24 protein-coding genes and 1 riboswitch are annotated in these 19075 nt (G+C 64.7%); of the genes, 11 read left to right on the top strand and 13 right to left on the bottom strand.

The genetic code is table 11. The features are described from left to right. Positions 1-9 precede the first annotated feature (9 nt). From tolQ to ydfG, 3 genes are all read right to left on the bottom strand, one after another. Complete coding sequence (gene tolQ, locus AWB83_RS28355; protein WP_016346195.1) at positions 10-687, bottom strand: protein TolQ; 678 nt, start codon at positions 685-687, stop codon at positions 10-12. 164 nt (positions 688-851) lie between these two features. Then, positions 852-1301, bottom strand: coding sequence for a tol-pal system-associated acyl-CoA thioesterase (gene ybgC / locus AWB83_RS28350; RefSeq protein ID WP_087048945.1), 450 nt, complete (start codon positions 1299-1301; stop codon positions 852-854). Between the two features lie 127 nt (positions 1302-1428). After that, on the bottom strand, positions 1429-2175 hold the full coding sequence (gene ydfG, locus AWB83_RS28345) for a bifunctional NADP-dependent 3-hydroxy acid dehydrogenase/3-hydroxypropionate dehydrogenase YdfG (RefSeq protein WP_087048944.1): 747 nt from the start codon (positions 2173-2175) through the stop codon (positions 1429-1431). A gap of 206 nt (positions 2176-2381) precedes the next feature. Further along, positions 2382-2480, top strand: a riboswitch (ZMP/ZTP riboswitch). 166 nt (positions 2481-2646) lie between these two features. Here ydfG and glyA point away from each other — a divergent pair. The 7 genes from glyA (at position 2647) to AWB83_RS28310 (ending at position 7252) form a co-directional block, all read left to right on the top strand. Continuing rightward, the gene (glyA, locus tag AWB83_RS28340; RefSeq protein WP_087048943.1) at positions 2647-3894 is read left to right on the top strand and encodes a serine hydroxymethyltransferase; all 1248 of its coding nucleotides are present in this window, start codon (positions 2647-2649) and stop codon (positions 3892-3894) included. Between the two features lie 18 nt (positions 3895-3912). Next, positions 3913-4395, top strand: coding sequence for a transcriptional regulator NrdR (nrdR, locus tag AWB83_RS28335; RefSeq protein ID WP_087048942.1), 483 nt, complete (start codon positions 3913-3915; stop codon positions 4393-4395). Positions 4396-4552: 157 nt separating this feature from the next. Then, on the top strand, positions 4553-5101 hold the full coding sequence (locus tag AWB83_RS28330) for a pilus assembly FimT family protein (RefSeq protein WP_087048941.1): 549 nt from the start codon (positions 4553-4555) through the stop codon (positions 5099-5101). Next, entirely contained in the window at positions 5098-5499 is a 402-nt protein-coding gene (locus AWB83_RS28325) for a type IV pilus modification PilV family protein (protein WP_087048940.1), read from the top strand. Before AWB83_RS28330 ends, AWB83_RS28325 begins: the two co-directional genes overlap by 4 nt. After that, positions 5496-6290: a PilW family protein gene (locus AWB83_RS28320; protein WP_087048939.1), complete on the top strand. Its 795-nt coding sequence runs from the start codon at positions 5496-5498 to the stop codon at positions 6288-6290. Before AWB83_RS28325 ends, AWB83_RS28320 begins: the two co-directional genes overlap by 4 nt. Then, positions 6287-6778 (top strand): pilus assembly PilX family protein, encoded by a 492-nt coding sequence (locus tag AWB83_RS28315; RefSeq protein ID WP_087048938.1) that lies wholly within the window; start codon positions 6287-6289, stop codon positions 6776-6778. The genes AWB83_RS28320 and AWB83_RS28315 overlap by 4 nt, the downstream gene beginning before the upstream one ends. Positions 6779-6787: 9 nt before the next feature. Next, positions 6788-7252 carry a type IV pilin protein gene (locus AWB83_RS28310; protein WP_087048937.1) on the top strand — a complete coding sequence of 155 codons (465 nt, stop codon included), beginning with the start codon at positions 6788-6790 and terminating at the stop codon, positions 7250-7252. A 19-nt stretch (positions 7253-7271) separates the two neighbouring features. On the opposite strand, the gene AWB83_RS28305 is transcribed toward AWB83_RS28310, so the two are convergent. The 4 genes from AWB83_RS28305 to AWB83_RS28290 form a co-directional block, all read right to left on the bottom strand. Continuing rightward, on the bottom strand, positions 7272-7766 hold the full coding sequence (locus AWB83_RS28305; protein WP_087048936.1) for a DUF3318 domain-containing protein: 495 nt from the start codon (positions 7764-7766) through the stop codon (positions 7272-7274). Between the two features lie 21 nt (positions 7767-7787). Further along, positions 7788-8168 (bottom strand): phage holin family protein, encoded by a 381-nt coding sequence (locus tag AWB83_RS28300; protein ID WP_087048935.1) that lies wholly within the window; start codon positions 8166-8168, stop codon positions 7788-7790. Between the two features lie 195 nt (positions 8169-8363). Next, the gene (locus AWB83_RS28295) at positions 8364-8666 is read right to left on the bottom strand and encodes an ElaB/YgaM/YqjD family protein (protein ID WP_087048934.1); all 303 of its coding nucleotides are present in this window, start codon (positions 8664-8666) and stop codon (positions 8364-8366) included. 322 nt (positions 8667-8988) lie between these two features. Beyond that, the gene (locus AWB83_RS28290; RefSeq protein WP_087048933.1) at positions 8989-10179 is read right to left on the bottom strand and encodes an acyl-CoA dehydrogenase; all 1191 of its coding nucleotides are present in this window, start codon (positions 10177-10179) and stop codon (positions 8989-8991) included. 143 nt (positions 10180-10322) lie between these two features. Here AWB83_RS28290 and AWB83_RS28285 point away from each other — a divergent pair, with 143 nt between their 5' ends. Next, positions 10323-11123 (top strand): IclR family transcriptional regulator, encoded by an 801-nt coding sequence (locus tag AWB83_RS28285; RefSeq protein WP_087048932.1) that lies wholly within the window; start codon positions 10323-10325, stop codon positions 11121-11123. Between the two features lie 4 nt (positions 11124-11127). On the opposite strand, the gene kynA is transcribed toward AWB83_RS28285, so the two are convergent. From kynA to kynB, 3 genes are read right to left on the bottom strand one after another with little or no spacing between them, the layout of a single operon-like run. Continuing rightward, positions 11128-11997, bottom strand: a complete 870-nt coding sequence (gene kynA, locus AWB83_RS28280; protein ID WP_087048931.1) for a tryptophan 2,3-dioxygenase — start codon at positions 11995-11997, stop codon at positions 11128-11130. Between the two features lie 14 nt (positions 11998-12011). Beyond that, positions 12012-13262, bottom strand: coding sequence for a kynureninase (gene kynU / locus AWB83_RS28275; protein WP_087048989.1), 1251 nt, complete (start codon positions 13260-13262; stop codon positions 12012-12014). 37 nt (positions 13263-13299) lie between these two features. After that, positions 13300-13926, bottom strand: a complete 627-nt coding sequence (kynB, locus tag AWB83_RS28270; RefSeq protein ID WP_087048930.1) for an arylformamidase — start codon at positions 13924-13926, stop codon at positions 13300-13302. 134 nt (positions 13927-14060) lie between these two features. Here kynB and AWB83_RS28265 point away from each other — a divergent pair, with 134 nt between their 5' ends. Next, positions 14061-14564 (top strand): Lrp/AsnC family transcriptional regulator, encoded by a 504-nt coding sequence (locus tag AWB83_RS28265; protein ID WP_087048929.1) that lies wholly within the window; start codon positions 14061-14063, stop codon positions 14562-14564. A 4-nt stretch (positions 14565-14568) separates the two neighbouring features. Here AWB83_RS28265 and AWB83_RS28260 read toward each other — a convergent pair whose 3' ends face one another. Then, on the bottom strand, positions 14569-15081 hold the full coding sequence (locus AWB83_RS28260) for a flavin reductase family protein (RefSeq protein WP_087048928.1): 513 nt from the start codon (positions 15079-15081) through the stop codon (positions 14569-14571). Positions 15082-15406: 325 nt separating this feature from the next. Here AWB83_RS28260 and msrA point away from each other — a divergent pair, with 325 nt between their 5' ends. After that, entirely contained in the window at positions 15407-15967 is a 561-nt protein-coding gene (gene msrA, locus AWB83_RS28255; RefSeq protein WP_087048927.1) for a peptide-methionine (S)-S-oxide reductase MsrA, read from the top strand. Between the two features lie 17 nt (positions 15968-15984). Here the strand turns inward: msrA and AWB83_RS28250 are convergent, their stop codons facing one another. Then, on the bottom strand, positions 15985-17109 hold the full coding sequence (locus tag AWB83_RS28250; RefSeq protein ID WP_374729147.1) for a DUF72 domain-containing protein: 1125 nt from the start codon (positions 17107-17109) through the stop codon (positions 15985-15987). A 161-nt stretch (positions 17110-17270) separates the two neighbouring features. On the opposite strand from AWB83_RS28250, the gene AWB83_RS28245 reads away from it, so the two are divergent. Further along, entirely contained in the window at positions 17271-17702 is a 432-nt protein-coding gene (locus tag AWB83_RS28245) for a DUF29 domain-containing protein (RefSeq protein ID WP_087048925.1), read from the top strand. A gap of 68 nt (positions 17703-17770) precedes the next feature. Here AWB83_RS28245 and AWB83_RS28240 read toward each other — a convergent pair whose 3' ends face one another. Next, positions 17771-18985, bottom strand: a complete 1215-nt coding sequence (locus tag AWB83_RS28240) for a class I SAM-dependent methyltransferase (RefSeq protein WP_087048924.1) — start codon at positions 18983-18985, stop codon at positions 17771-17773. Positions 18986-19075: the final 90 nt, after the last annotated feature.

Genomic DNA, 19075 nt, shown 5'->3' with positions numbered 1-19075 from the left:
ACTCCTTTCTTAGTGCGCCTGACGCTGCAGGATGTTCGAGAACTCTTCGATGAAGGTCTCGAAGCGGATCGCCAGGCGATCGATGTCATGCGCGTAGCGGTTGTACGCGACCACCGCCGGAATCGCGGCGAACAGGCCGATCGCGGTCGCGACGAGCGCCTCGGCGATGCCGGGCGCCACGTTCGCGAGCGTCGCCTGCTGCACGTTGGCGAGACCGCGGAACGAGTTCATGATGCCCCAGACCGTGCCGAAGAGACCGATATACGGGCTCACCGAGCCGACCGACGCGAGAAACGCGAGGTTCGCCTCGAGCACGTCCATTTCGCGCTGGAAGGCGGCGCGCATCGCGCGGCGGGAGCCGTCGAGAATCGCGCCCGGATCGGTGATGCGACGCTCCTTGCCCTTCAGGAATTCGCGCATGCCGGATTCAAAGATACGCTCCAGGGCGCCGATGGTGTGGCGGTTGTTCGCCGCGCTCTGATAGAGCGCCTGCAGGTCGCCGCCCGACCAGAAATCGCGCTCGAAGCGCTCGGTTTGCGCGCGCGCGCGGCGAATGGCAAACCACTTGCGGAAAATGAAGGTCCACGACAGCAGCGACAGCAGCAGAAGCAGCGCCATCACCGCCTGCGCGAGCAGGCTCGCGTGAATGACGAGAGAAACGATCGACAGGTCTTGTGTATTGTTCATAAAGGTCCGCTATTACGTCCCGAAAGGGGCGTCCGGTTATGGCGTCATGCTTTCGTGAAATGAATGTGAATCAAACGAAAGCCGCGCCGAGACCGGCTCGTGCTCGGTAGTGCTTCCTCTGTTGTCCGAAACCTGATTCGCGTCAGGTGCGATGAGTTCATCGGTCAGACTCGGTCCGGGTTTGAGCCGCTGCCCGCGGCGTGCGGTCCGCGCCTCAGTCCGTCGAGCACCGCATCGGGAATGCCGGCCGGACGAATCGACGCGCGATCCACCGAGGCGACGCGAATGTCGCCGCTCGCGAGCAGCACGCCATCGCGCCACGCTTCCTGATGAAAATCCACCGACGCGCGCCCGAGCCGCTCGACGCGGCTCACGACGCGAATGACGTCGTCCAGACGCGCAGGCGACGAATAATCGACGGACGTGCGCCTCACGACGAACACGATGCCGTCCGACTCGGCGAGACGCTGTTGATCGATGCCGCATGCGCGCAGCCATTCGGTGCGCGCCCGCTCGAAGAACTTCAGGTAGTTCGCATAGAAGACGATGCCGCCGGCGTCGGTGTCTTCGTAATACACCCGAATCGGCCACTCGAAAGTCAACGGATCACTCACCTTTGCGCTGCTCCGCTCGCGCGGAGGCTCGTCAGCCCGCTCCGGCTCGCTTTTTGACGGATATTCATCGGCGGCATTTTACCGGAAGCGGAAGCACCACCGCCAAATCCTTAGGCAGATTGCGAAGTCAATCGCGGTGAATTTGCAACGGTGCGAACGTCTGCGCGATCGGCATGAGTTCGATCGCGTTGACGTTCACGTGCGCCGGGCGTGTGGCGATCCAGTAGATCGCGTCGGCGATATCCTCGGGCGTGAGCGGCTGCGTGTCCTTATATACAGTCCCCGCCTTGGCGTCGTCGCCCTTGAAGCGCACGCTGGAGAACTCCGTGCCGCCCACCAGCCCCGGCTCGATATCGGTCACGCGCAGCGCGGTGCCCGCGACGTCGGCGCGCAGGTTGAGGCTGAACTGCCGCACGAACGCCTTGGTCGCGCCGTACACGTTGCCGCCCGCGTACGGATACGTGCCCGCGACCGAGCCCATGTTGAACACGTGGCCGCGATTGCGCTCGACCATGCCGGGCAGGATCGCGTGCGTGACGGTCACGAGGCCCGTGCAGTTCGTGTCGATCATGTTCTTCCAGTCGTCGAGGTTCGCGCGCTGCGCGGGCTCGAGGCCGAGCGCGAGGCCGGCGTTGTTCACGAGCACGTCGATCTGGGCGAATGCCTCGGGCAGCGAGGCGACGGCGTTCCTGACGGCGTTTTCGTCGCGGACGTCGAGTTCGAGCGGCAAGAGCGCGTCGCCGAGCTCCTTCGAGAGCGCGACGAGGCGCTCCTTGCGGCGCGCGGCGGCGATCACGCGATGGCCGCCCTTGACGAAAGTGCGGGCGATGGCGGCGCCGAAACCGGCGGAAGCGCCGGTGACGAAGACGATCATGAGCGGGCTCCGGATGGAATGGGAGAGGCATAGCCGGAACGCGCAGGCGCGCGCGTTCGGCAACGGCGCAAAGGGTACTTCCATTGATGCGCCGCGGCAAGCAATCGCGGGTGCGAACGATCGTGCTTTATCGGTGTTCGCGTGGGCGTCGGATTGCCCGGAAAGCCGGTTGCCTAAAGCATGGCCGCCCATTACACTACAACGCTCAAACCCCGCGTGACTGGCGATAGAATCTTCGGATTCAAGGTGGAGCGACCCACCAGGAAGCGCGGAGCGTCGTTTTGCCGTTCGCCTGGGCAGCTGAGATCCGCACGCCGTCGCTGCGTTGCCGGTGGCTGTCCGTTCCGCGAAACCGGATTCATCCTTCATCCGTCGCGCCTGGACTCCATCGGTTTCCAGCGTCTTTTGCGTCTGCTTCGAACGTGGCGCACGCGCGATCCGGTCAACCTGTTTAGATCTCACGGAAAACGTATGTTTGACAGAGCCGAAAGTACCCTCGCCAACGTCGATCCCGAATTGCTCAAGGCAATCGAGCAGGAAAACCGTCGTCAGGAAGATCACATCGAGCTGATCGCGTCGGAAAACTACACTTCGCCGGCCGTGATGGCGGCGCAAGGTTCGCAACTCACGAACAAATACGCCGAAGGCTACCCCGGCAAGCGCTATTACGGCGGCTGCGAGTACGTGGACATCGTCGAGCAGCTCGCGATCGACCGCGTGAAGCAGCTGTTCGGTGCGGAAGCCGCGAACGTGCAGCCGAACTCCGGCTCGCAGGCCAATCAGGGCGTGTTCTTCGCCGTGCTCAAGCCGGGCGACACGATCATGGGCATGAGCCTCGCCGAAGGCGGTCACCTGACGCACGGCTCGCCGGTCAACATGTCGGGCAAGTGGTTCAACGTCGTGAGCTATGGCCTGAACGAAGCCGAAGACATCGACTACGACAAGACCGAAGCGCTCGCGAAAGAGCACAAGCCGAAGCTGATCGTGGCGGGCGCGTCGGCGTTCGCGCTGCGCATCGACTTCGAGCGTCTTTCGAAGATCGCCAAGAGCGTCGGCGCCTACTTCATGGTCGACATGGCCCATTACGCGGGCCTCATCGCCGCGGGCGTGTATCCGAACCCGGTGCCGCACGCGGACTTCGTCACCACGACCACGCACAAGAGCCTGCGCGGCCCGCGCGGCGGCGTGATCCTGATGAAGGCCGAATTTGAGAAGCAGATCAACTCGGCGATCTTCCCGGGCATTCAGGGCGGTCCGCTCATGCACGTGATCGCCGCGAAGGCCGTCGCGTTCAAGGAAGCGCTGTCGCCGGAGTTCAAGGCGTATCAGCAGGCCGTGGTCGAGAACGCGCGCGTGCTGGCCGAAACGCTGGTGAAGCGCGGTCTGCGCATCGTTTCGGGCCGCACGGAAAGCCACGTGATGCTCGTCGATCTGCGTGCGAAGAAGATCACCGGCAAGGCGGCTGAAGCCGTGCTCGGCGCCGCGCACATCACGGTCAACAAGAACGCGATTCCGAACGATCCGGAAAAGCCGTTCGTCACGAGCGGCATCCGCCTCGGTTCGCCCGCGATGACCACGCGCGGCTTCGGCGCGAAGGAAGCGGAGCAGGTCGGCAATCTCATCGCCGATGTGCTGGACAATCCGGAGGATCAGGCGACCATCGAGCGCGTGCGCGCGCAAGTGGCCGATCTGACCAAGCGTTTCCCGGTCTACCGTTAATCTCCGAGCCAAGCCCCGATGCGCTGCCCGTTCTGCCGACACGAAGACACCCAGGTCGTGGATTCTCGCGTGTCGGAGGACGGCGCGGCCATCCGGCGGCGGCGGCGCTGTCCTTCCTGCGACAAGCGCTTTACCACGTATGAACGCGTCGAGCTCGCGCTGCCGTCCGTCGTCAAGAAGGATGGCAGCCGCGTGGAGTTCGACCGTCGCAAGATCGTTGCGAGCATGCAGCTCGCGCTCAGAAAGCGTTCCGTTTCCGCCGATGCAGTCGATGCCGCGGTCGCGCGCATCGAGTACCAACTGCTCGGCAGTGGCGAGCGCGAAGTGCAGAGCGAGCGCCTCGGCGAACTCGTCATGAACGAGCTGCGCCAGCTCGATACCATCGCCTACGTGCGTTTCGCTTCCGTCTACAAGCGCTTCGAAGACGTCTCCGAATTCGAAGACGTGCTCGATGAATTCCGGCGCTCGGCGCCGAAGAAATCGAGTTCGCGCAAGCGCTGATTCTTTCCGCATTCTTCCCTCCCAAGCCTGTTTCTCGCCGTTCGCCTGCGCAGTGTGCCGGGTCTCGGGCGGCGTGAACACTCGGCCATTCGGCTAATGGCGGCGCGCGCTCGTTATCGCTAGATTGAGCTTTTCGGCTCGATTCGATCGATAAGGCATGCAGATGATCCGCGCTTCACATCCAGGTTTCGCGCTCGTCGAACTATGCGTCGTGCTCGCCGTGATGGCGATTCTCGCGACGTTCGCGGCGCCATCGTTCGTCGCGTGGCAGACGCGCGACCAGGTCGATGCGCGTGCGCGCTCGCTCTTTGCGACGCTTTCGCTCGCCCGCGCCGAGGCGGCGCGACGCGGCGCGCGCGTCACGCTGTGCCGGATCGACGCGTCCCGGCATTGCCTCGCGGCCGGGCGAAGCTGCGACAACGGAGTCACCGACTGGTCGTGCGGCTGGGGCCTGTTCGTCGATCGTGACGGCGTGCCGACGCTCTTGCGCGTGCAGCCGGCCATGACGTCCGTTTCGATCGCAGGAACATCGACCGAACTGTCATTCACGCCGCCCTCCGGCCAGGTGATCGGCGGATTTCGCAGTTTCGATTTCGCTCCGCGCGGCGGCGAATCCGTCACGAGCGCGGCCGCCCGGCGCTGCATCCGGATCGCGGCAGGCGGACGCGCGCGCATGACGCAGGGCGGCTGCGGAGCATCGGCATGAGGCGCGCACGGATTTCCAGATGCGTTCAAGGCGGCGATTCGCTGATCGAAGTGATGATCGCGTTGTCGCTCACGGCGGTCACGGCCCTCGGACTCGTCGCGGTGCAGAGCGCGCTCGCCCGCGGCGAGCGGATGGCGCTGCTGCGGGAACGCGCGGCGCTCATCGCGGATTCGGTCACGGAAGGCGTTCGCGGCGATGCGGACCGCGCGCTCATCGTGTCGCAATGGCGGGCGAGAGCAGCATCGGTGCTTCCCGCCGGCGATGTCGCCCTGTTCGACCGGGCGGACGGCGTGCGGGTCGCCGTCGTGAGCTGGCGCGAGGCGGATCGGTCCGATCCGTGTCCCGAGCCGCAGGCGCCGCCGTCTGCGTCGTGCATCGCCGTGGCGTTCGCGCGATGAATCCGCGTTCATCGCCTGCGCGCGGCCATACGCTGCTGGAACTTACGATCGCGCTCGCACTCGGCATGTTGATCGTGAGCGCGTGCCTGTCGCTCTATCGCGCGCAGCGTGCGGCGTTCGAACGTGCCGCCGACGCCGCGCGCATGCACGACGCCGGATCGGTCGCGCTCGACATGATCGGACAGCAGATGCAGATGGCCGGGTTCACGTCCGGCCAGGACACGAGCGCAAGCATCGAAGCGTCGCTCTTCGGCTGTGCGCAGGGACGCGTCGTCGGCGCGGACGCGGCGGCGTCGTGCGAGCCGCTCTCGGGCCGCTCGGACGGCGTGCAGATCCGCTATTCCGCGGATGCCGTGTCGACCTGGCCGACGTCCGGCGGCGCGCCGACCGATTGTCTCGGGCAAGCGGTCCAGGACGTCTTCGTCACCAACCGTTTCTACGCGAAGGCCAGCGCGTCCACGAGCGAGCCCGAACTCTATTGCGAAGGCAATGGCAGGCAGGCGCAGCCGATGGTGGAAGGCATCGAGCGGATTCGCGCGATGTACTGGCTGACGGGCGCGCCCGCGGCGCTCGATGCTTCGGCGATCACGCGCGAGCGCTGGCGCGACGCGTACGCCGCCGATATTTGCGTGCTGGCGCGAGGTTTCGTGATGCAGGCCAGCCGGAGAACGAACTACATCGATTGCGAAGGCTCGTCCGCCCACGCCGACGATGGCCGCGCCCGGCAAGCGTTCTGGCGGCGCGTCGCGCTACGCAATTCGCCGGCATTGTCGGCACGAGGTGCGCCATGAAGCGGCGTTCGCTTTCGCGCGGCGCCGTGCTGCCGGTCGTCCTGTTTCTCGCCGCGATGATGCTGGTCACGGCGAGCGCCTGGCTCCAGGCGTCGCTCGTGGCGGCGCGCTCGGCGGTCGCGGTGCGCGAGCGCGTACAGGCGTTCCATGCGGCGGATAGCGCGCTGATCCGCTGCGGCCGCATGCTCTCCGGCGTGAGCCGATCGCCGGGCGACGAATCCTCGCGCTGGCGCTCGAAGACATCGTTCGAGGGACCGGCGGCGGCTGCAATTTCGCCTTTCGCTGCGTGGCCCTACGCGTATCGCGCGCCGCAGTGCCTGATCGAGTCGTGGACGCAGACGGATGCAGCGGCGAGCGCGTCCTATCTGATCACCGCGCGCGGTTTCGGCGCGACGCCGGATTCGGAGGCGTGGCTTCAGCTTCGAATCGATGTCGCCGATGGCGTGAGCACGCAACACTGGCGACGCGTCGTCGCCAAGCCGTTCTGAGGACCGAGCATGAACGAACGCAGAAGAGCAGCAGGGTTCAGCCTGCTCGAATTGATGATCGCACTGGGCGTCGTTGCGATCATCGCGACTTTCGCGATTCCGGCCTATCGCGCGCATGTGACGAAGGCGCATCGCCTCGACGCCGCGGCCGCCGTCATTCGGGCGGTTCAATTCGTCGAGACGGCGCGTCTCGCGCAGGCCTCGGAAAACGGCAACGCGAGCGCGTTGAGCACCGGCCTGGATCAGGCGCCATCGAACGGCGCGGCCGTCTACAGACTTGCCGTGCTGCCCGAATCGTCGACGAACGGCGGTTACGCGATCGAAGCCGCGCCCGTCGTTTCCGGCGCGATGCAGGACGACGCCTGCGGCACGTTCGTCATGGAAGCGACCGGATTGCGCTGGAACCACGCACCCGCCGCGACCACGCCGCTCGACGCGGCGCGGTCGGCTGCCTGCTGGGCGGGGAGAAGCTGAACTGCGGAACTGCCTTGAGTCAGAACACCGTCGGGTCGACGGCGTCGTTGGAAGTCTCGGTGGCGGTGGATTTCATCTGCTGATAGATGCGCCAGCCTTCCCATCCGGCGAGCGCGAGACCGCCCCATTTGAGCAGAGGCTTCGCGCTGCGCAGCAGCCTGGTTCTCACCGGCCGGGTGAGCACGAGAGAAGCAACGGAGCCGATGATCGGATATGGCTTGAGCAGCGCGCCCACGTTGCCCGAGCCGAGCAGGGACCCGAGCATGCCGGCAATGCCGGACGACGCACCGCGCCTGCCCCAGCGGCGCGAGCCGCCACCCGGAATCAGGAATCGCAGGAAACTGAAGTGCGTGACGGACGCGCGCAGATCATAGGTCGCCTGCCGCAGTTCCATGCGCTCGACATCCGCGCGGGCGAGCAGCAGCTCCTTGCGCAGCGCGCGCATCTGCGGCGTGCGCAGCTTCTGCATCTTGCTGTGCTTCGGCGTCTTGAAGGTGTCGTCGTGTTGGCTCATGGCAGATGGTGGTTCGCGAGATCAGCGGAACGTGTCCCGGTCCTTGCGGAATTCGGCGAGCGTGTCGTCGAACATGTTCGGCGCGTCGCGCAGGTTGCTGCGCGCGCGCAGGCCGCACACGATGGCGATCAGCGCATACAGCGCGGTGATGCCGCCGAGCGCCTGCCAGCGATACGTGTCCCAGAAGAAGATGGCGATCAGCACCGTCAGCGAGATGAGCGCCATCATCGCGAGCATCATGGCGGCGAGCCCGAGGAAGAGCACGCCGATGAGCCGCTCCTTCTCCTCCTGAAGCTCGATGCCGATGAGTTCAAGGCGCGTCTCGAAGATGGCGAAGGCGGAGGTCAGAATTCGTCGCAATGGTCCGGGGGACGAGTGCTGCGGTGGCCGTTCTGTCGTCATGGCTTGGGTGCGAGAAGCGCGTTGGTGTCGCTTTTATGGTTCCGGTCGGCCCGTGAAGCAGCCGGCCGGTACGAGTGTCGCGCCGCGCGCCCGGGCAGGCGCTCGCGCTTCGGTCCAACGGAGACCGCGACAGAAACCGCGTCAGCAATCAGCGGGCCATTGGCGCGAGACGAGACGTGCGGCCGGAAAAACCGCTCATTTGCGGTTGATCAGCAGCCCGATCACCATGCCGATGCCCGTCGCGATGCCGATGGACGCCCACGGATGCTCGTGCACGTAATCGTCGGTGGCGCGCGCAGCCTTCTTGCCTCGCTCGATCACGACGACTTGCGCGTCGGCGGCTTTCTCTTTCGCCTGCTTGAGGCGGGTAAGGGCAGTCTCGCGCAGTTCGGAGGCGCGTTCACCGGTGGCGGTAGCCGCTTGCTTCAAAAGGTCTTCCGCGTCAGCTAGTACGGTTTTGATATCCGACATGAATCGCTCCTTGTTGATTTCTGACATTAAAGGCTCCAATCGGTAAGGCTACGCGAATCGTAACCAAAGATGGGGTCGCTGACGAGAAGGCTTGCGTGCTGCAATGCGGTTCAACGCAGAATTCGTTCCAGTGGCGGGGAGGTCGCAACGTGGCGCGCGGGCTCGTCATATCGTCGGCATCGTCCGGATTGATACGATCTGACCCGTAAAAGTTTCAGCCGCTTATCGAAAGTTACAAAGGAGAACGCGATTCGAACAGTCGAGCGAATCTGCTCTGAGACGATAGTCGCTCGAAAACGACAAAGGGCCGGCGCCCAGGCGCCGGCCCTTTCGCATCTGAACGGGGTGTTCAGAAAAACGCCTGAATGCCCGTCTGCGCGCGCCCGAGAATCAGCGCATGAATATCGTGCGTGCCTTCGTACGTGTTCACCACCTCGAGATTCACGAGGTGACGCGCGACGCCGAATTCATCCGAAATACCGTTGCCGCCGAGCATGTCGCGCGCGAGCCGCGCGATCTCGAGCGCCTTGCCGCACGAGTTGCGCTTCATGATCGACGTGATCTCGACGGCCGCCGTGCCTTCGTCCTTCATGCGTCCGAGGCGCAGCACGCCTTGCAGGCCGAGCGTGATTTCCGTCTGCATGTCGGCGAGTTTCTTCTGAATCAGCTGGTTCGCCGCGAGCGGACGTCCGAACTGCTTGCGATCCAGCGTATATTGCCGCGCGGTGTGCCAGCAGGCTTCGGCGGCGCCGAGCGCGCCCCAGGAAATGCCGTAGCGCGCCGAGTTCAGGCAGGTGAAGGGTCCCTTCAGCCCGCGCACGTTCGGCAGGATGTTCTCTTCGGGGACGAACACCTCGTCCATTACGACCTCGCCGGTGATCGACGCGCGCAGTCCGACCTTGCCGTGAATCGCGGGCGCGGACAGTCCTTTCCAGCCTTTCTCGAGAATGAAGCCGCGGATTTCATCGCGGCCGTCTTCCTCCAGCTTTGCCCAGACGACGAACACGTCCGCGATCGGCGAGTTCGAGATCCACATCTTCGTGCCGGACAGCGAATAGCCGTTCTGCACTTTCTTTGCGCGCGTCGTCATGCTGGCCGGGTCGGAGCCGGCGTTCGGCTCGGTGAGGCCGAAGCAGCCGATCCATTCGCCGCGCGCGAGCTTCGGCAAGTACTTTTCCTTCTGCGCGTCGCTGCCGAAGGTGTTGATCGGCACCATCACGAGCGACGACTGCACCGACATCATCGAGCGGTAGCCCGAATCCACGCGCTCGACTTCGCGCGCGATCAGGCCGTAGCACACGTAGTTCAGGCCCGGCCCGCCGTACTGCTCGGGTATCGTCGGTCCGAGCAGGCCCAGTTCGCCCATCTCGCGGAAGATCGCCGGATCGGTCTTTTCTTCGCGAAACGCCTGCATCACGCGCGGCTGCAGCTTGTCTTGCGCGTAGGCGCGCGCGGCGTCGCGCACCATGCGCTCGTCTTCGGTCAGTTGCTGATCCAGCAAGAGCGGATCTTCCCAGTTGAATCGGGCGGCGTCGGCCATGTGCATTCTCCTCATTTCATCGAAAAGCGCCGGGGCGTATCGGTTTCGATAGGTCTCCACGATCGGCCGGCGCACGGGGCGCTTGACATGAGTTCCGCTAAGCGAAACAATGTTTTGCAAATCAGATCCGAGTTTATCACCCGATGCCAGCCGATTCCAACCGAAATTCCATGTCGCCTTCAATGCGCCACATCTCGTCCGATGAAATCGACGAGCGCAAGTTCGTCGTCGCGCTCGCGCGCGGGCTCGATCTGCTGCGCGCGTTTCGTCCCGGCGAGACGCTGCTCGGCAATCGCGATTTCGTCGAGCGCACGGGCTTGCCGAAGGCGACGGTCAACCGTCTGGCCTACACGCTGACGACGCTCGGCTATCTGCGCTTCGACGAGCCCGCGGGCAAGTACGCGCTCGACACCGGCGTGCTCTCCCTCGGCTTCACGCTGCTGGCGGGCGCGGACACGCTCGAGCTCGCGCGGCCGCACATGCGCGCGCTCGCCCGGGAGATCGGCGCGGCGGTCTCGCTCGGCTGCCGCGACGGGCTCGACATGATTTATCTGGAAACCATCCGCAGCGAAACGGCGCTGACGCTCGGCCTCGCGCCCGGCTCGCGTCTGTCGATGCTCACGAGCTCGATGGGCCGCGCCTATCTCGCCGTGCAGGAACCGGCGGCGCGCGAAACGTTGTTCGAGGAACTCGGCAAGACCGAAGGCGCGGCGCTGGTCGAAGCAGCGCGGCGCGCGATCGACGACTTCGCGCGCGACGGCTGCTGCTATTCGTTCCGCGAATGGCACGACGACGTCAACGCCATCGCCGCGCCTTTCCGCGACGTGCGCAACGGGCGCTGGCTGGTGCTTTCCAGCAGCGGGCCGGCGTCGTCGATGGGCGAGGCGTATTTCCGCGAGACGATCGGCCCGAAGCTGAAGGCGCTGGCCGCGCGCCTCGCATGAAGGATCAAAGCACCGTCCGGACGTGCCAAAGTTCCGGAAACAGCACGACATCGAGCATCTTGCGCAGATACGGCGCGCCCGCCGTGCCGCCCGTGCCGCCCTTGAAGCCGATGATGCGCTCCACCGTCGTCACGTGCCGGAAGCGCCATTGCCGGAACGCGTCTTCCAGATCGACGAGCTCTTCCGCCATCTCGTAGAGCTCCCAATGGTGTGACGGATCGCGGTACACCGCGAGCCATGCAGCCTCGACGGACGCATCGTGCGTGGTCGGCTGCGTCCAGTCGCGGTTCAGGCGCTCCTGGTTGATCTCGAAGCCGCGTCGCGCGAGCAGGCGGATCACTTCGTCGTAGAAAGAGGGCGCCTCGAGCGTCTCGCGCACCTGCTCGAGAATGTCCGGCCGGTGCTCGTGCGGCTTCAGCATCTGCGAATTCTTGTTGCCGAGCATGAACTCGATCTGCCGGTACTGATGCGACTGAAACCCCGACGACTGGCCGAGATACGGCCGCATGGCGGTGTACTCGGAGGGCGTCATCGTCGCGAGGACGTTCCACGCCTGCACGAGTTGCTCGAAGATGCGCGACACGCGCGCAAGCATCTTGAATGCGGGCGGCAGCTCGTCGCGACGCACCGCCGCGAGCGCCGCGCGCAGCTCGTAGAGCGCGAGCTTCATCCAGAGCTCGCTCGTCTGATGCTGCACGATGAACAGCATCTCGTTGTGATCCGGCGAGAGCGGATGCTGCGCGTTGAGGATCGAATCGAGGCCGAGATAATCGCCGTAGCTCATCGAGTCGGAGAAATCGAGCTTGGCGTCGTGCCAGCCTTTTTCCCCGGCTTGCGCGCCGTGCCCGAACGGGCAGCCTTTGGTTTCGCTCATGTCCGACGCTCCTCTCAGGTCACGGATGCGCGCTCGGCGAACTCGGGCGCGCGCCAGCTTTCGGTCGCGAGCACGTCGCGCAAGGTTTCGACCGCGTCCCAAACATCGACGAAGCGCGTATAGAGCGGCGTGAAGCCGAAGCGCAGAATGCGCGGCTCGCGATAATCGCCGATCACGCCGCGCGCGATCAGCGCCTGCATCACCTCATAGCCGTTCGGGTGCTCGAAGCTCACCTGCGAGCCGCGTTGCCCATGTTCGCGGGGCGTCGCCAGCGTGAGCGGAAATTCACCGCATCGTTGCTCGACCAGCGCGATGAACAGGTCAGCGAGCGCGAGCGACTTGCGCCTGAGCGTCTGCATGTCGGTCTGCAGAAAGACGTCGAGCCCGCATTCGACGAGCGACATCGACACGATCGGCTGCGTGCCGCACAGGAAGCGGCCGATGCCGTCATCCGGGCGATACACCGGGTTCATCTCGAACGGCTTCCTGTGTCCCCACCAGCCGGAAAGCGGCTGCGAGAACGCGTTCTGATGGCGCCTGGGCACCCACACGAACGCGGGCGAGCCCGGTCCGCCATTCAGGTACTTGTAGGTGCAACCGACCGCGTAGTCCGCGCCGACGCCGTTCAGATCGACCGGCACCGCGCCCGCCGAATGCGCGAGATCCCAGACGGCGAGCGCGCCCGCGCGGTGAATCGTCTCCGTGAGCGCGGCCATGTCGTGCATGTAGCCGGTGCGGTAGTTGACGTGCGTGATCATCGCGAGCGCGGTGTGTTCGTCGATGGCGGCGGGCAGTTCCGCCGGATCGTCGACGAGGCGCAGCTCGTAGCCGCGATCCAGCTGCTCGATCAGGCCCTGCGCGATGTACAGATCGGTGGGAAAGTTCGAACGTTCGGAGACGATCACGCGGCGCTTCGGATCGCGCGCGTTCGCGAGCTTCAGCGCCGCCGAGAGGATCTTGAAGAGATTGGCGGAAATCGTATCGGTGACGACGACCTCGTCCTCGCCCGCGCCGATCAGCGGTGCGAGCTTGTTGCCGAGACGCTTGGGCAGCGCGAACCAGCCGGCCGTGTTCCAGCTGCGGATCAGGCCTTCGCCCCATTCGCCGCCGATCACGTCGGCGGCGCGTGCGGCGGCGGCCTTGGGCGGCACCCCGAGCGAGTTGCCGTCGAGATAGATCACGCCGTCCGCGAGCGCGAACTGGTCGCGCAGGGGGCGCAGCGGATCGTCGCGGTCGAGCGCCGCGGCTTCGTCACGATGTTTCATCGAAAAGTCCATATATTTGAAGATGATCGGCTATGAATCAGGAAAGCGGACGCAGAACGGCGCGAACCGGGCTTGCATCGAGCGTCGAGAATTTGAGCGGCAGGGCGATCAGCTCGTAATCGCCCTGCGCGACGGCGTCGAGCACGAGGCCTTCGAGGATCGCCATGCCGTGTGCGCGGATGCGCTTGTGGGCATCCATGGTCTTCGAGTCTTGCGGGTCGAGCGAGGGCGTGTCGATGCCGATGAGCTTGACGCCGTGCGCGGCCAGCAAATCGACGGTTTCGGGCGCGACGGCGCTGAAGGCGCTGTCCCACGCGTCGAGCGGCGCGTTCGCGTAGGTGCGCAGCAGGATGCGCGCCGGGATATCGCGCAGATGGGCGGCGACGTGCTCCGGCAGCACGCGCGGCGCGGCGCCGACGCAGTGCACGACCCGGCACGCGCCGATGTAGGTGTCGAGCGCGACCGCGCCGATCGGCGCGCCGTGTTCGTCGTAGTGAAGCGGCGCGTCGGCGTGGGCGCCGGTGTGCGGCGAGAGCGTGAGGCGCGCGACGTTGACGGGCGAGCCCGCCTCCATGCGCCACACGCGCTCGATGCCGACGGGCGTGTCGCCCGGCCAGACGGGCGTGGCGGTTCCGATCGGTGGGGAGATATCCAGAAGCGTCATGACGCGCCCTAGCAGAAAGCGTGGAGATGCGTCAAATCATAGTCGCGTTATCTCGAAAGGTGCTTGCAAAATAACCACCCAAAAGTGTCTCGCTTAGAACATAATTCGATGAAACGGGCACAGGGGACTCAAAAATGACCGGCTTCACGCTCGATGCAACGGATTGCCGAATTCTGGCGGTACTGCAGGAAGATGGACGGATCAGTAACCTGGACCTGGCGGAGCGCATCTCGCTCTCGCCGTCGGCGTGTCTGCGCCGAATGCGGCTGCTGGAGGAGGAAGGGGTGATCGCGAGCTATCGCGCGTGCCTCGACCGTGAGCGGCTCGGCATCGAACTGGAGGCGTTCGTCCACGTCTCGATGCGCAACGACCAGGAAAACTGGCACGAGAAATTCGCGGCGGCCGTGCGCGAATGGCCGGAAGTGGTCGGCGCGTTCGTCGTCACCGGCGACACGCATTATGTGCTGCGGGTGCTCGCGCACAACCTCAAGCACTATTCCGATTTCATTCTCTCGAAGCTGTACAAGGCGCCCGGCGTGATCGACATCCGCTCGAACATCGTGCTTCAGACGATGAAGGACGATGCGGGTGTGCCGGTCGCGCTGATCGAGCAACCAGGGCGTGTCCACACGCCCTGAGTGATCATTCCAGCGGCCCCAGCGTATGGAAGCCGCCCGCCTGAAAGACGAGCGGCGCGATCGGTCCCGCGCCCTCGCGCACGCCGCAACGCTCCACCTCGCCGACGAAGATCACGTGATCGCCCTCGTCGTAGCGACTGCGGTTGTGGCATTCGAACCACGCGAGCGCGCCGTCCAGCACCGGCATGCCGGTGTCGCCTGCCGCGTGCGAGACGCCCGCAAAGCGGTCGCCCTTGATGGTCGCGAAGCGGCGGCACAGATCGAGCTGCGACGCCGCGAGCACGTTCACCACATAGTGGCTGTTGGCGCGGAAAACCGGCATCGACGCCGATTTCGTCGCGAGGCTCCACAGCACGAGCGGCGGATCGAGCGAAACCGAGTTGAACGAACTCGCGGTGATGCCGATCGGCTGACCGGAAGCGGTGCGCGTCGTGATGACCGTGACGCCGGTCGCGAACTGGCCGAGCGCGGCGCGAAACTCTAACGGATCGAAATTCGGGGTTTTGGCGCGTGTCATTTGGCAGATGAGCAGGCAAATGGGCGGTCGAATGTGTCGTGTGCTACCGAGCCGGCCGCGCGTCGCGCTTCAGTCGGAAGGACCTTTTCAGAAGTCATGTAAAAGCTGGAGATTTGTTTCGATTCTATCGGAACCGGCTGCCGTCAGGCGCCAAATCACAGTAGCCAGCCCGCGGCTTTGGCGGTTCAGGGGCTCCGGCGCGGTTTCGCGAAACCCAGTAAGCTCGACTCGTCGCGCCCGCATCGGCGGAGATTGAAGAACGGGCCGGGCGCATCCATATGCATGATCCGCGGCATGGCCGCAGGCACTTGATGAGGAGTTGCGCATGACCCAGCAGAACGAGCAGGCCAGACTTGAGACCGCAACGCTCGGCGGCGGCTGTTTCTGGTGCACCGAGGCCGTGTTTCTCGCAGTGCAGGGCGTGGAGTCGGTCGAATCCGGCTATGCGGGCGGCAAGGTGTTGAATCCGTCATACGAGCAGGTGTGCGAAGGCGACACCGGCCACGCGGAAGTGGTGAAGGTCGTGTTCGATCCGTCCGTCATCGGCTATCGCGAGATTCTCGAGATTTTCTTTGCGACGCACGATCCGACTCAGCTCAACCGGCAGGGTAACGACGTCGGCACGCAGTATCGCTCGGTCGTGTTCACGCATTCGGACGAGCAGCGTAAGACCGCGCTCGAAGTCATCGACGAATTGCAGCGCGAGGACGTCTACGGCGGCAAGATCGTCACCGAAGTCACGCCGCTCGCCGGCGACTACTATCCCGCCGAGGCGTATCACCAGAACTACTTCGCGCAGCATCCGAACCAGGGCTATTGCGCGGCGGTCGTGGGTCCGAAGGTCGCGAAGTTCCGCAAGAAGTTCGTGCATCGGCTGAAGGCCTGACGCGCCTTCAGGCCGTTCTAGCCGCGCCGCGCGCGCTCGCATTCCTCCGCGATGCCGCGCGCGAGCTCGAAGCACGTGAGCGGCGCGGAGCCTTCCGCCTTGTTGTTCACCGCGATCACCACCGGCTGGCCCGCGATCGCATAACGCGCGGCCAGTTCGGCGAGCGCTTCGCGCGTCTCGCGGTCCTCGTCGACGATCTTGTCGAACGGCTCGTACTTCGCTTTCGCCTGTTCGTAGCGAAAGCCGCTTTGCAGGCTCCAGCGCACGACGAGCGGTCCCATTTCTTCTTCATCCAGCAATGCGAGCGCCTTCGCCTGCCGGCGCACGTCCGGCATGCGCGCGTGCACGCCGATGCAGTAACGCACGTTCGCTTCGCGCAGCGCGCGGATGAAGCGCGGCGTGAGCATCACCGCGTCGCGTATCTCGACCGCGTAGCACGCGTCGCCTTCGAGCGGCGGCAGCGCGTTCAGGAACGCGGACAGGCGCTCGATGAAGCGCGCCGGCTCGACGATCATCGCATCGGGCAGCGGCGAGAACTGGAACACGAGCGCGCCGGCTTTCGCGCCTAGTCCGCCGATGCAAGGCGTGACGAACTCGTCGATGGCGATCTGCGCGTTCAGGAATGCGGGATTTTCGGCGTCCGGCGCACCGTGCTCACCGCGCACGAAGGCATCGGTGACCGAGGCGGGCGCCTTGACGATGAAGCGGAAATGGTCCGGCACCTGCGACGCGTAACGCGCGTATTCCGCGAGCGAGAGCGGCGCGTAGAACGAGCGGTCGATCGACACGCTGCGCAGAAGCGAATGCGCGCCGTAGGCGGTGAGCCCGTCGCGGGAGAGCTTGGCGTTCGAGTAATCGTCGCCGTAGACGATGCCGCGCCAGCCGGGAAACGACCATGTCGATGTGCCGAGGTGGATCGTGCCGGGCAGACGCTTCGCGATGGCTTCGAGTTCGGGTTGCAAGGGCGCGGGCAGCACGCCGCGAGGTCGGGGTTGCTTCGGGGGCTTTGCGGCGGGAACGGGCTTCGCGTCATCGGTCGAAGCAGGCGCGGGCTCGCCGAAAAGATCGAACTGCTCTTCCGGCTCGGCGTGAGCTTCGTTCCGCGATTGCGTGGCGTCATGCGCCTCGGACGAGGTCTTCACGGATTCGAAGGCCACACGGTTGCAAGTGTGCATCAAGGGCAAGCAGAAATTCAGAGGAATCGATACGACTATGGACGACGACGCCCGGAAGAAGCTGCAGTGTAGCGGATAGAATAACCAGGTGTCCGGACAGGGGCTTCCGGGTCAGACAGGAGTGTGCAATGGGAACGCGCTACGAACAGGACGTGGTCCTCTGGGCGAAGGAGCAGGTGGCGTTGCTGCGCTCGGGGCAACTCTCGGCAATAGACATCGAGCATATCGCGGAGGAGATCGAGGACGTGGGCAAGAGCGAACAGCGGGAGTTGGTGAGCCGTCTGACGGTGTTGCTGGCGCATTTGCTCAAGTGGCAATACCAGCCGGCAAGGCGCGGCAACAGCTGGAGACGCACGATAGCGGTGCAGCGTAAGGACGTGGCTTATGTGCTGGACGAGGCGCCGAGCCTGCGAGGCAAATTCAGCGATTCGGATTGGCTCGGTTTCGTGTGGGAGAAAGCGGTCGTAGCCGCCTCGAACGAAACTGGTCTGGAAACATTCCCGGAGATCTGCCCATGGTCCATGGAGCAGATCATGGATAGCGAGTTTTTGCCGGAGTAGTCCGTTACAAGTCAGGCGCGGCGACGCTCTGAGCGCCGCGCTTGATTGCCTGCCGATCAATCTATCGCTCAGAGCGCCTTCTCGTAGATATACCGCCGCGACCACGGCAGCGTTTTCGCGCTGCGTCCCGCCTTGCGGCAGATCACCTGATAGATCGACACGTCGTCGTTCTCGAACGCGTACGCGCAGCCCGCCAGATACACGCGCCAGATGCGGAAGTGCTCGTCGTCGACGAGCTTCTTCGCTTCCTCGGCGTGCTCTTCGAACTTGTCGGCCCAGACGTCGAGCGTATGCGCGTAATGACGGCGCAGGCTCTCGACGTCGATCGCCTCCAGCCCGCCGCGCTGCATGCTTTCGAGCGCGAGGCTGATGTGCGGCAGCTCGCCGTCCGGGAACACGTACTTGTCGATGAACTCGCCACCGCCGAACGAGGTCTCGCCGCTGTCGGCATCCGACGAGGTGATGCCGTGATTCATCGCGACGCCGTCATCGACGAGCAGATCGCGGATCTTTGCAAAGTACTCCGGCAGATTCTTGCGCCCGACGTGCTCGAACATGCCGACGCTCGTGATGCGGTCGAACTGCCCCGGAATGTCGCGATAGTCCTGCAGGCGGATCTCGATCTGATCTTCGAGGCCGGCTGCCTTCACGCGCTCGGTCGCGAGCTTGAACTGGTTTTCGGAGAGTGTCACGCCGACGCACTTCGCACCGAACTTCTGCGCCGCGCGGATCACGAGGGCGCCCCAGCCGCAGCCGATGTCGAGCAGGCGATGGCCCGGCCGCACCTGGATCTTGGTGAGGATGTGGTCGATCTTCTTGAGTTGCGCGGTGTCGAGGTCCTCGTCGCCGTTCTCGAAATATGCGCAGGAGTACACCATGTTCTTGTCGAGCCAGAGCTGATAGAACTCGTTCGACACGTCATAGTGGTACTGAATGGCTTTCTTGTCCGACGCCTTCGAGTGATTGAAGTAGCGGCGCACGCGGGCGAGCTTGCTTGCGCTCGTCACCGTGCTCTTGGCGAGCGAATAGCCGATGTTGATGATGTCGCTGAGCTTGCCCTCGATGTCGATCTTGCCCTTCACGTAGGCTTCGCCGAGATTGTCGAGGCTCGGTTCGAGCAGATAGGGCAGCGCGGTCGCGCTCTTCACGTGCAGCGTCACCTGAGGGGCCGCGAACTGGCCGAAATCGTGCTGCTGTCCGTCCCACAGCACGAGTCGCGCGGGCAGATTGGCCCGGTCGCGCACTTCCTCAACCCACTGCGTCAGCTTCTTCTCCCAGAACATGCTTGTTTCTCCGTGCTAGATGAAATCAAGGGAAGGCTTGCGCCTCCATGTTCGTGCTGCTTGCCGCTTCGTCGCTTTGCCGTGACGCGC

It is taken from the genome of Caballeronia ptereochthonis (assembly GCF_001545075.1).
GTDB classification, from domain to species: Bacteria; Pseudomonadota; Gammaproteobacteria; order Burkholderiales; family Burkholderiaceae; genus Caballeronia; species Caballeronia ptereochthonis.
The sequence above is the reverse complement of the archived record's forward strand: the minus strand, read 5'-3'. Positions and strand labels throughout refer to the sequence as shown.

Bases quoted from the DNA above. Each gene is read 5' to 3' on its own strand.
- AWB83_RS28285 (WP_087048932.1), top strand. From the start codon at position 10,323: ATGCCAGCCGATTCCAACCGAAATTCCATGTCGCCTTCAATGCGCCAC.
- AWB83_RS28300 (WP_087048935.1), bottom strand. From the start codon at position 8,168: ATGACGACAGAACGGCCACCGCAGCACTCGTCCCCCGGACCATTGCGA.
- glyA (WP_087048943.1), top strand. From the start codon at position 2,647: ATGTTTGACAGAGCCGAAAGTACCCTCGCCAACGTCGATCCCGAATTG.
- tolQ (WP_016346195.1), bottom strand. From the start codon at position 687: ATGAACAATACACAAGACCTGTCGATCGTTTCTCTCGTCATTCACGCG.
- ydfG (WP_087048944.1), bottom strand. From the start codon at position 2,175: ATGATCGTCTTCGTCACCGGCGCTTCCGCCGGTTTCGGCGCCGCCATC.
- AWB83_RS28265 (WP_087048929.1), top strand. From the start codon at position 14,061: ATGACCGGCTTCACGCTCGATGCAACGGATTGCCGAATTCTGGCGGTA.
- AWB83_RS28325 (WP_087048940.1), top strand. From the start codon at position 5,098: ATGAGGCGCGCACGGATTTCCAGATGCGTTCAAGGCGGCGATTCGCTG.
- AWB83_RS28260 (WP_087048928.1), bottom strand. From the start codon at position 15,081: ATGACACGCGCCAAAACCCCGAATTTCGATCCGTTAGAGTTTCGCGCC.
- AWB83_RS28290 (WP_087048933.1), bottom strand. From the start codon at position 10,179: ATGGCCGACGCCGCCCGATTCAACTGGGAAGATCCGCTCTTGCTGGAT.
- AWB83_RS28305 (WP_087048936.1), bottom strand. From the start codon at position 7,766: ATGAGCCAACACGACGACACCTTCAAGACGCCGAAGCACAGCAAGATG.
- AWB83_RS28245 (WP_087048925.1), top strand. From the start codon at position 17,271: ATGGGAACGCGCTACGAACAGGACGTGGTCCTCTGGGCGAAGGAGCAG.
- AWB83_RS28320 (WP_087048939.1), top strand. From the start codon at position 5,496: ATGAATCCGCGTTCATCGCCTGCGCGCGGCCATACGCTGCTGGAACTT.
- AWB83_RS28240 (WP_087048924.1), bottom strand. From the start codon at position 18,985: ATGTTCTGGGAGAAGAAGCTGACGCAGTGGGTTGAGGAAGTGCGCGAC.
- kynU (WP_087048989.1), bottom strand. From the start codon at position 13,262: ATGAAACATCGTGACGAAGCCGCGGCGCTCGACCGCGACGATCCGCTG.
- AWB83_RS28330 (WP_087048941.1), top strand. From the start codon at position 4,553: ATGCAGATGATCCGCGCTTCACATCCAGGTTTCGCGCTCGTCGAACTA.
- kynA (WP_087048931.1), bottom strand. From the start codon at position 11,997: ATGAGCGAAACCAAAGGCTGCCCGTTCGGGCACGGCGCGCAAGCCGGG.
- nrdR (WP_087048942.1), top strand. From the start codon at position 3,913: ATGCGCTGCCCGTTCTGCCGACACGAAGACACCCAGGTCGTGGATTCT.
- msrA (WP_087048927.1), top strand. From the start codon at position 15,407: ATGACCCAGCAGAACGAGCAGGCCAGACTTGAGACCGCAACGCTCGGC.
- AWB83_RS28310 (WP_087048937.1), top strand. From the start codon at position 6,788: ATGAACGAACGCAGAAGAGCAGCAGGGTTCAGCCTGCTCGAATTGATG.
- AWB83_RS28315 (WP_087048938.1), top strand. From the start codon at position 6,287: ATGAAGCGGCGTTCGCTTTCGCGCGGCGCCGTGCTGCCGGTCGTCCTG.
- kynB (WP_087048930.1), bottom strand. From the start codon at position 13,926: ATGACGCTTCTGGATATCTCCCCACCGATCGGAACCGCCACGCCCGTC.
- AWB83_RS28295 (WP_087048934.1), bottom strand. From the start codon at position 8,666: ATGTCAGAAATCAACAAGGAGCGATTCATGTCGGATATCAAAACCGTA.